Consider the following 8,040-nt stretch of genomic DNA (forward strand, 5'->3'; position numbering starts at 1 on the left):
GGTGGTGTTTTTGGTTTTTGTGCTGTTGTTTTTTTTGTTTTTCACGGCGACCTTCGCCTGCGTGCCGCTGCGCCCCCCCCCCACCGGCGGGGCCGCCGCCGCTGCGTGCGTCCCACCAGCCCGCGCGTCCGCACCCCGCCCACGGCGGCCCGGTCGCGGCCGACCCGCGGGCCATCGACGGCATTCACGCGCGCAACGGGCGCGCCGCGCCGGCGGAGCGGGGTGCCACCGCGACCCGCCACGGCACGGCAGCTGCGCCGCGCCGACCGGCAGGGCCGCGCGGTACGCCACCGCGCAGACTAGTCTCGATGGTGTGAGCGGCGGGTACGCCGGCTCCAGGGGCGAGCGAAGCGAGTGGTCGCATGACGGTACGTCGGATCATGGGCACCGAAGTCGAGTACGGAATCTCCGTGCCCGGACAGGCCGGAGCCAACCCGATGGTCACCTCATCACAGGTGGTCAACGCCTACGGGGCACGCCCCGAGCTCAACCGGGGTGGTCGAGCCCGCTGGGACTACGAGGAAGAGTCGCCGTTGCGCGACGCCCGCGGATTCACCTACTCCGGGGCCGCCTACGATCCCGCCGAGGCCCTCGCGGACGAGGACCTCGGCCTCGCCAACGTGATACTCACCAACGGCGCCCGTCTCTACGTCGACCACGCCCACCCCGAATACTCCACCCCGGAGGTCACCACCCCCCGCGACATCGTGCGCTGGGACAAGGCCGGCGAGCGGGTGATGGCGGAGGCGTCCCGCCGGGCCGCCACCATCCCGGGCAGCCAGCCGATCCACCTCTACAAGAACAACACCGACAACAAGGGCGCCAGCTACGGCGCCCACGAGAATTACCTGATGCGCCGGCAGACCCCGTTCGCCGACATCGTGGCGTACCTGACGCCGTTCTTCGTCACCCGCCAGATCGTCTGCGGGGCGGGCCGGGTCGGCATCGGTCAGGACGGCGGGCAGAGCGGCTTCCAGATCTCCCAGCGCGCCGACTTCTTCGAGGTCGAGGTGGGCCTGGAGACCACCCTCAAGCGGCCCATCATCAACACCCGCGACGAGCCGCACGCCGACGCCGACAAGTACCGCCGGCTGCACGTGATCATCGGCGACGCCAACCTCTCCGAGATCTCCACCTACCTCAAGGTCGGCACCACCGCTCTGATCCTCAACATGATCGAGGAGAAGGCGCTCGGCGCCGACCTCGGCATCGCCGACCCGGTCAGCGAGCTGCGCGCGGTCAGCCACGATCCCGGCCTGGCGCACCTCATGCGACTGCGCGACGGTCGCCGGCTCACCGCACTCGACCTGCAGTGGGCGTACCTGGAGCGCGCCCGGTCCTTTGTCGACGACCGCTACGGCACCGACGCCGACGAGCAGACCGTCGATGTGCTCGACCGCTGGGAGAGCGTGCTGGACCGGCTCGGCCGGGACCCGATGCTCTGCGCCGACGAGTTGGACTGGGTGGCCAAACTGCGGCTGCTCGAGGGTTACCGGGAGCGGGAGAAGCTCGGCTGGGGGGCGCACAAGCTGCAACTGGTCGACCTGCAGTATTCCGACGTCCGGCCGGAGAAGGGCCTCTACCACCGCCTGGTCACCCGAAAGGCGATGAAGACGCTGCTAACCGACGACGAGACGCGTACCGCGATGACCGAGCCGCCGGAGGACACCCGGGCCTACTTCCGGGGCCGCTGCCTGGCCCAGTACGCGTCCGAGGTCGTCGCCGCGAGCTGGGACTCGGTGATCTTCGACGTGGGCCGGGAGTCGCTCGTCCGGGTGCCGATGATGGAGCCGGAGCGCGGCACGCGCGCGCACGTCGGGGCGCTGTTCGACCGCTGCGCCAGCGCGAAGGATCTGCTGGAGACGTTGACCGGCGGCTGAACGCACGTCCTTATGCCCGCCGCGTGCCGCAAGCCGGCGCGCGGCGGGCTTTTCGTCGCCCGCGCGAGGTAAGTTCATCGCAGACGATCGTGGAGGAGGCAGCAATGGCCACTCATGACAGCGGCGGCCAGTCGCAGTCCGGCAAGTCCCGTCAGGGCGAGGAAATCGAGGACGTCACCACCGAGGCCAACCCCGAGGTGGCCGAGCGGCACGCCGAGATCACCGAGGACGTCGACGACCTCCTCGACGAGATCGACTCCGTCCTCGAAGAAAACGCAGAGGAGTTCGTGAGGGGCTACGTGCAAAAAGGAGGTCAGTGAGCATATAGGGTCAATTCGGACATGCCTAGAGCGAGTGATGATCGGGATGGCCTTCGCCGCTGCCGAGACTGCAGTGAATGGAAGCCGCTCGATCTGTTCTGTGCGAGTTCCAAGAGACCGGATGGGCGAGGCAGTTACTGCAAGCCCTGCTTCAACGAGCGATCCAAGGCAAGTTACGCGCGTCGGGTGAAGGCAAAGTTCGACCGCGAGGTGCGCGAAGGCCGCGTCGTGCCCGAGGGCCACAAGTTCTGTCCGACCTGCGATGCGGTCAAGCCGTTCGATGCCTTCCCCCGTAACCGGGCGGACACCTCCGGATATGCCACCTACTGCAAGCCCTGCCACAACACGAGGACCAGAGAGACCAAAGAGCGGCTGTACGGGGGTAACCGCGAGTACCACCTGCGGCGGCGGTACGGCGTCGGGGAGAAGGAGTTTCAGGAGCTCCTGGCCGAGCAGGGCGGGGTCTGCGCGATCTGTGGCGGCGCGGACCCGCAACATCTGGACCACGATCATCGCACCGGGTGGGTGCGCGGGATACTCTGCTTCAACTGCAACGGTGGTCTTGGCCAGTTCCGTGACAGTCCCACGAGGCTGGCCAGGGCGATCACGTATCTGAGAGGAACCACGTGGCAGCGGGCTTTGATCCATCCGGGCGTCTACCAGATGTGTTCACCAACGCGGGGACGTCCTCCTTCACGACGTTCCTGAGTCGGGTGGCCCCCGAGATGCTGCCCGGCCGGCGGCCGTTGCCGCCGGGCATGGCAGCGGACCTGGCGCCGCACGCGACCACCATCGTGGCGATCTCGGCCGCCGGTGGCGTCGTGATGGCCGGCGACCGGCGGGCCACCATGGGCAACCTGATCGCCCAGCGTGACATCGAGAAGGTGCACCCGGCCGACGCGTACTCCCTGGTGGGGATCGCGGGCACCGCGGGCATCGGGATCGAGCTGATGCGACTGTTCCAGGTGGAGCTGGAGCACTACGAGAAGATCGAGGGCGCGATGCTCTCGCTCGACGGCAAGGCCAACCGGTTGGCGTCGATGATCCGCGGCAACCTGGGTGCGGCCATGCAGGGCCTGGCCGTGGTCCCGCTGTTCGCCGGGTTCGACCTGGCCGCCGCCGATCCGGCGCGGGCCGGTCGGATCTTCAGCTTCGACGTGACCGGCGGTCCGTACGAGGAGACCGGGTACGACGCGATCGGCTCCGGCTCGCTCTTCGCGAAGTCGGCGCTGAAGAAGCGCTTCCGGGCCGGTGTGTCGGTCGACGACGCCACCCGCCTCGCGGTCGAGGCGCTCTACGACGCGGCGGACGACGACACCGCGACCGGCGGACCGGATCTGACCCGTCGGATCTACCCGGTGGTGATGACCGCTACCGCCGAGGGCACCCGCCGGTTGACCGACGCCGAGACGGCGGCGATCGCCGAGGGCGTGGTCGCCGGTCGGATGGAGAACCCGGGCGGGTGAGCCCCGTCCACCCCCACCAGTCAGCAGTCGTCAGCACCGCGCCGTAAGGAGAACCGCCGCCGTGGCCATGCAGTTCTACGCCTCGCCCGAACAGATCATGCGCGACCGCTCCGAGTTGGCCCGCAAGGGCATCGCTCGGGGTCGCAGCGCCGTGGTCCTCAGCTATTCCGGCGGGGTGCTCTTCGTCGCGGAGAACCTCTCCAGCGCCCTGCACAAGGTCAGCGAGATCTACGACCGGATCGGGTTCGCCGCGGTCGGTCGGTACAACGAGTTCGAGAATCTGCGCCGGGCCGGTGTGCGGATGGCCGACCTGAACGGGCTCAGCTACGACCGGCGGGACGTCACCGGGCGGGCTCTGGCCAACGCGTTCGCGCAGACGCTCGGTGCGATCTTCACCGAGCAGTCGAAGCCGTTCGAGGTGGAGATCTGCGTGGCGGAGGTCGGGGCGACCGCGGACGACGACGAGTTGTACCGGCTGACGTACGACGGTTCGGTCAACGACGAGCCGGGGCGGATGGCCATGGGCGGCCAGGCTGAGGCGATCACCGGTGTGCTGAAGTCCCAGCACCGTGCGGACATGTCCCTCGGCGAGGCGGCCCGGGTGGCGGTGCAGGCGTTGAGCACGGTTGGTGGTGAGGGCGGCGCGGCCCGGACGATCGCCGCCAACCAGTTGGAGGTGGCGGTGTTGGACCGTCACCGGGTGGGGCGTACGTTCCGCCGGATCACCGGTGCGGCGCTGACCGCGTTGCTGGACGGCGATGTGTCCGCCGCGGAGCAGCCGGCGGAGGCGGGTGGCCCGGACACTCCGGCGCAGCCCACCACCGAGTCGCACAAGCCGACGACGTCGGCGGCATCCGCTGACCTGGAGGACAAGCCGGCGGACGGCAAGTAACACCTGTTGGTACGGCGGCGGGCGGTCCGGTGTTCGGGCCGCCCGCCGCCGTACGTCCAGCATCTGCGGCGGCGGGCGTCCCGAGCGTCGCGGGCCGGTGTGGCCGTGATGCGTGGGGGTGTGGCCCAGGTCAGGGTCCTGCGGTCACTCCCGGCGCGGCGGCCTCGAAGGTCGGGGCGGCGGTGGGTGCTGCCGGGCGGGCGGCGTGGGTGCGCAGCAGCACGGCCATGACGGCGGCGACCACGACGGAGCCGATGGCGTAGCCGAGCTCGACTCGCAGCGCGGTGGAGACCGGGGCGAGCGTCGCGGCGACCAGGGCGGCCACCCCGATGGCCCAGGCGAGGGCCTGTGCCCGGTGCCGGTCGAGGGCCAGGAGTGCCTGGCCGAGGACCATCGCCCACAGGTAGGCGAGGGTGGCGACGGCGAGCCAGGCGAAGTCGGCGTGGCCGAGGACTCCGGGCGCGTCGAAGAGGGTCTGCACCAGTTGTGGGCCGACAAGCACGGCGAGGACGGCACCGGTGAGGCCGAGGGCGCTGACGATGCCCAGGGCGCGGCGCAGCAGGCTGTGGAAGCCGGTGAGGTCGCCGGTGCTGGCCGAGGTGGAGAGGCCGGGCAGCAGCGATGCCTGCAACGAGGCGAAGACGAACAGCGGGATCCGGACCAGCACCAGCGCGGAGAGCAGCGCGCCGGCGGTCGCCTCGTCGGATGGGTCCAGCACCTTGACGTTGATCACGCCGATGTTGACCACGACCTGGGCGAGCAGGCTGGAGGCGATGAGGAGGCCGAGGCCGCGCACCAGGCTCGCCCAGGTCACGGGAACGCCGCCGCCGACGGCGCGCAGGACCGGTGGTGCAGTGAGGATGGCGCCGGCGACGGGCGCGATGACCAGCACCGCGCCGTACCAGACGGGGTCGGTGACACCGTTCAGGCCGAGGACGGTGACCAGCGCGATCCGGAGGCCGCCGTCGATGCCGAGTTGGGTGCCGTACCAGGGGAACAGTTGCAGGCCGGAGAGGATGCCGCGGGTGGTGTGCGCGACGGCGAGTCCGGCCAGCGCGCCGATCAGGACGGTGACCATGGTGCCGTCGCCGGCGAAGAGCCGGTCGGCGAGCGTCTCCCGGAAGACGACGATCAGCGCGACGACGGCGGCGAGCAGGCCGGCGGCCAGGGCCGCCCCCCGGGCCAGTACCGGCCCGGGGGGGAGGCCCTGGCTGTGCCGGGCGGCGACGAGTCGGGCGACCTCCTGCTCGACCGGCATGAACAGGCCGATGCCGAGGGTGAAGACGATCGTCCAGAGCACGGAGAGGGAGTTGTAGTCCGCCTCGGTGAGACTGTGCCCGGCGACCGCCAGGTGAACGTAGGAGGCGAGTCCCAGCAGGGCGAGACCGGCGCCGACGGCGACGGTGCCCGGTGGGACCAGACTCAGGAGCCGGCGGATCACCGGCGAATGAGCGCCAACGTGAGGACGGCGAAGGCGCGGCCGAGGTAGATCATGGCCTTGGCGGGGGAGTGGCTGGGGGTGCCCGCCATCCGCTTGCGCATGGCCACCGGCACCTGGCGGATGGTGTAGCCGCGTCGGGCGGTGTGCACGAGCGTCTCCACGGTGTCGCCCAGGTACTCCACCGGGTACCAGGTGGCGAACATCTCGATCACCCGACGGTTGGCGGCCCGGAACCCGGAGGTGGTGTCGGTGAGCTTGGTGTGCGCGACGCGGGACAGCACACCGGAGAGCATGACCATGGCCCAGCGGCGGGGGCCGCGGACGTTGTAGTCACCCTCGCCGGCGAACCGGGCGCCGATCACCAGGTCGGTCTCGTCGAGCAGGTCGACGAGCTTCGGCACGTACCGGGGGTCGTGCTGGCCGTCCGCGTCGATCTGGATGGCGACGTCGTAGTCGTGGTCGCGCGCGTACCGGTACCCGACCCGCATGGCGCCGCCGACGCCGAGGTTGTACGGCAGCTTGGCCACGCGGGCGCCGGCCGCGGCGGCGACCGCGGCGGTGCGGTCGGTGGAGCCGTCGTCGATGACGATCACGTCGACGCCGGGCAGCTCGCCGCGGACCTCGCCGACCACGTCGGCGATCGAGCCGGACTCGTTGAGCGCCGGGATGATGATCAGGACCCGCTTGCCGTTAACCATCGTGGGACACCAGTTCGTTTCGGGCCGCTCGCTCGGCGTCGATCTCGGTACGGAGCAGGGCGAAGTCTTCGGCCAGGGTGCGGGTCTCTTCTTCCAGGTGGCTGACCTCCCAGCTGAGGTGCACGCAGACCAGCAGCAGGAAGACGATGCCGAGGAAGAGCACGAGGCTGACGCCAGAGGCGACGCCGAGCAGTTCGGCGACGTTGTCCAGCAGGCGGGGGAAGAGCGACAGGGGGATGACGATCACCAGGACGCCGAGCCAGAGCATGCCGTACTTTTCGCGAAGCTGCCGGCGGCGCAGCAGCTCGACGATGGTGGCGAGCAATATCAGGCCGGTCAACCCGGTGACGAGGGTGAGCTTCATGCGACCTTCCACGGAGCGGGCGGAGCGGGGGAGTCGAATGCGTCGACGAGAGTGGCATGCCAGTCGGGGAGCGACGGCAGACCTGCGGCCGCCCAGCGGCTGTGTGCTAGCACACTGTACGCCGGACGGGGGGCAGGAAGAGGATACCGGTCACTGGTGGTGGGTCGGATCCGGTCGGGGTCCAGACCGGCCAGCGTGAACGCCGCGCGGGCGAGCCCGTACCAGGTGGTCTGGCCGGCACAGGTGCTGTGGTAGACGCCGGCGGCGGCCTGGCCGGCGAGGGCGGCGTCGGCGAGTGCGACGAGCTGTTCGGCGAGCCGGTAGGACCAGGTGGGCTGGCCGTGCTGGTCGTCGACCACGCTGATGAACTCCCGCTGGCCGGCGAGCCGGAGCATGGTGGCCACGAAGTTCGGGCCGTGCGCGCCGTACAGCCAGGCGGTGCGGACCACGTAGCCACTGTCGGGCAGTAGTCGGGCGACCGCCTGCTCGCCGACCAGCTTGCCCCGGCCGTACGCGTTGACCGGCGCGGTGGGGGCGTCCTCCGGGTAGGGGGACTGGGCATCGCCGGCGAGGACGTAGTCGGTGGAGATCTGGATGAGCCGGCTGCCGCTGGCGGCGCACGCCGACGCGAGGTTCGCGACGCCGTTGCCGTTGATGGCGGTGGCCGCCGCCTCGTTGGTCTCGGCGCCGTCGACATTTGTCCACGCCGCCGTGTTGATCACGATGTCGTGCTCGGCGACGGCCTCGCGGACGGCGGCGGGATCGGTGATGTCCAGGTCGGCCCGGCTGGCGGCGGTCACCTTGAGGTCGGGCCGGGTGTGCAGCACGGTGACCAGGTCCCGGCCGAGCATCCCGCCGGCGCCGGTGACGAGTAGGCGGGTCATGCGGTGGGTGTGGTCTTGAGGGGTTCCCACCAGGTGCGGTTGTCGCGGTACCAGGTGACGGTGTCGGCGAGGCCCTGGTCGAGGGTGATGCTGGG

General features: G+C 70.3%; 9 protein-coding genes. 5 read left to right on the forward strand and 4 right to left on the reverse strand.

The annotated features are described in order from the left end of the window. Positions 1-362: 362 nt before the first annotated feature. The 5 genes from dop to prcA all read left to right on the forward strand — a co-directional run bounded on the left by dop (position 363) and on the right by prcA (position 4,558). The gene (gene dop, locus AB0A90_RS29425; RefSeq protein WP_357254253.1) at positions 363-1,880 is read left to right on the forward strand and encodes a depupylase/deamidase Dop; all 1,518 of its coding nucleotides are present in this window, start codon (positions 363-365) and stop codon (positions 1,878-1,880) included. 104 nt (positions 1,881-1,984) lie between these two features. After that, positions 1,985-2,200, forward strand: coding sequence for a ubiquitin-like protein Pup (locus tag AB0A90_RS29430; RefSeq protein ID WP_030332902.1), 216 nt, complete (start codon positions 1,985-1,987; stop codon positions 2,198-2,200). 186 nt (positions 2,201-2,386) lie between these two features. After that, the gene (locus AB0A90_RS29435; RefSeq protein ID WP_357254255.1) at positions 2,387-2,908 is read left to right on the forward strand and encodes an endonuclease VII domain-containing protein; all 522 of its coding nucleotides are present in this window, start codon (positions 2,387-2,389) and stop codon (positions 2,906-2,908) included. After that, positions 2,827-3,666 carry a proteasome subunit beta gene (gene prcB / locus AB0A90_RS29440; protein WP_357254257.1) on the forward strand — a complete coding sequence of 280 codons (840 nt, stop codon included), beginning with the start codon at positions 2,827-2,829 and terminating at the stop codon, positions 3,664-3,666. The genes AB0A90_RS29435 and prcB overlap by 82 nt, the downstream gene beginning before the upstream one ends. Positions 3,667-3,727: 61 nt before the next feature. Further along, entirely contained in the window at positions 3,728-4,558 is an 831-nt protein-coding gene (gene prcA / locus AB0A90_RS29445) for a proteasome subunit alpha (protein WP_357254258.1), read from the forward strand. 130 nt (positions 4,559-4,688) lie between these two features. On the opposite strand, the gene AB0A90_RS29450 is transcribed toward prcA, so the two are convergent. Genes AB0A90_RS29450 through rfbD form a run of 4 tightly spaced genes read right to left on the reverse strand, consistent with a single transcriptional unit; the run spans position 4,689 to position 7,945 of the window. Beyond that, a complete protein-coding gene (locus AB0A90_RS29450; protein ID WP_357254260.1) occupies positions 4,689-5,999 on the reverse strand; it encodes a polysaccharide biosynthesis protein in 1,311 nt (436 codons plus the stop codon). After that, on the reverse strand, positions 5,996-6,697 hold the full coding sequence (locus AB0A90_RS29455) for a glycosyltransferase family 2 protein (RefSeq protein ID WP_357254262.1): 702 nt from the start codon (positions 6,695-6,697) through the stop codon (positions 5,996-5,998). Before AB0A90_RS29455 ends, AB0A90_RS29450 begins: the two co-directional genes overlap by 4 nt. After that, positions 6,690-7,061, reverse strand: coding sequence for a DUF2304 domain-containing protein (locus AB0A90_RS29460; protein WP_357254264.1), 372 nt, complete (start codon positions 7,059-7,061; stop codon positions 6,690-6,692). Before AB0A90_RS29460 ends, AB0A90_RS29455 begins: the two co-directional genes overlap by 8 nt. Further along, positions 7,058-7,945 carry a dTDP-4-dehydrorhamnose reductase gene (gene rfbD / locus AB0A90_RS29465; protein WP_357254266.1) on the reverse strand — a complete coding sequence of 296 codons (888 nt, stop codon included), beginning with the start codon at positions 7,943-7,945 and terminating at the stop codon, positions 7,058-7,060. The genes AB0A90_RS29460 and rfbD overlap by 4 nt, the downstream gene beginning before the upstream one ends. Positions 7,946-8,040 lie beyond the last annotated feature (95 nt).

Origin of the sequence: Micromonospora sp. NPDC049204, from assembly GCF_040647935.1 — a bacterium.
Taxonomy (GTDB): domain Bacteria; phylum Actinomycetota; class Actinomycetes; order Mycobacteriales; family Micromonosporaceae; genus Micromonospora.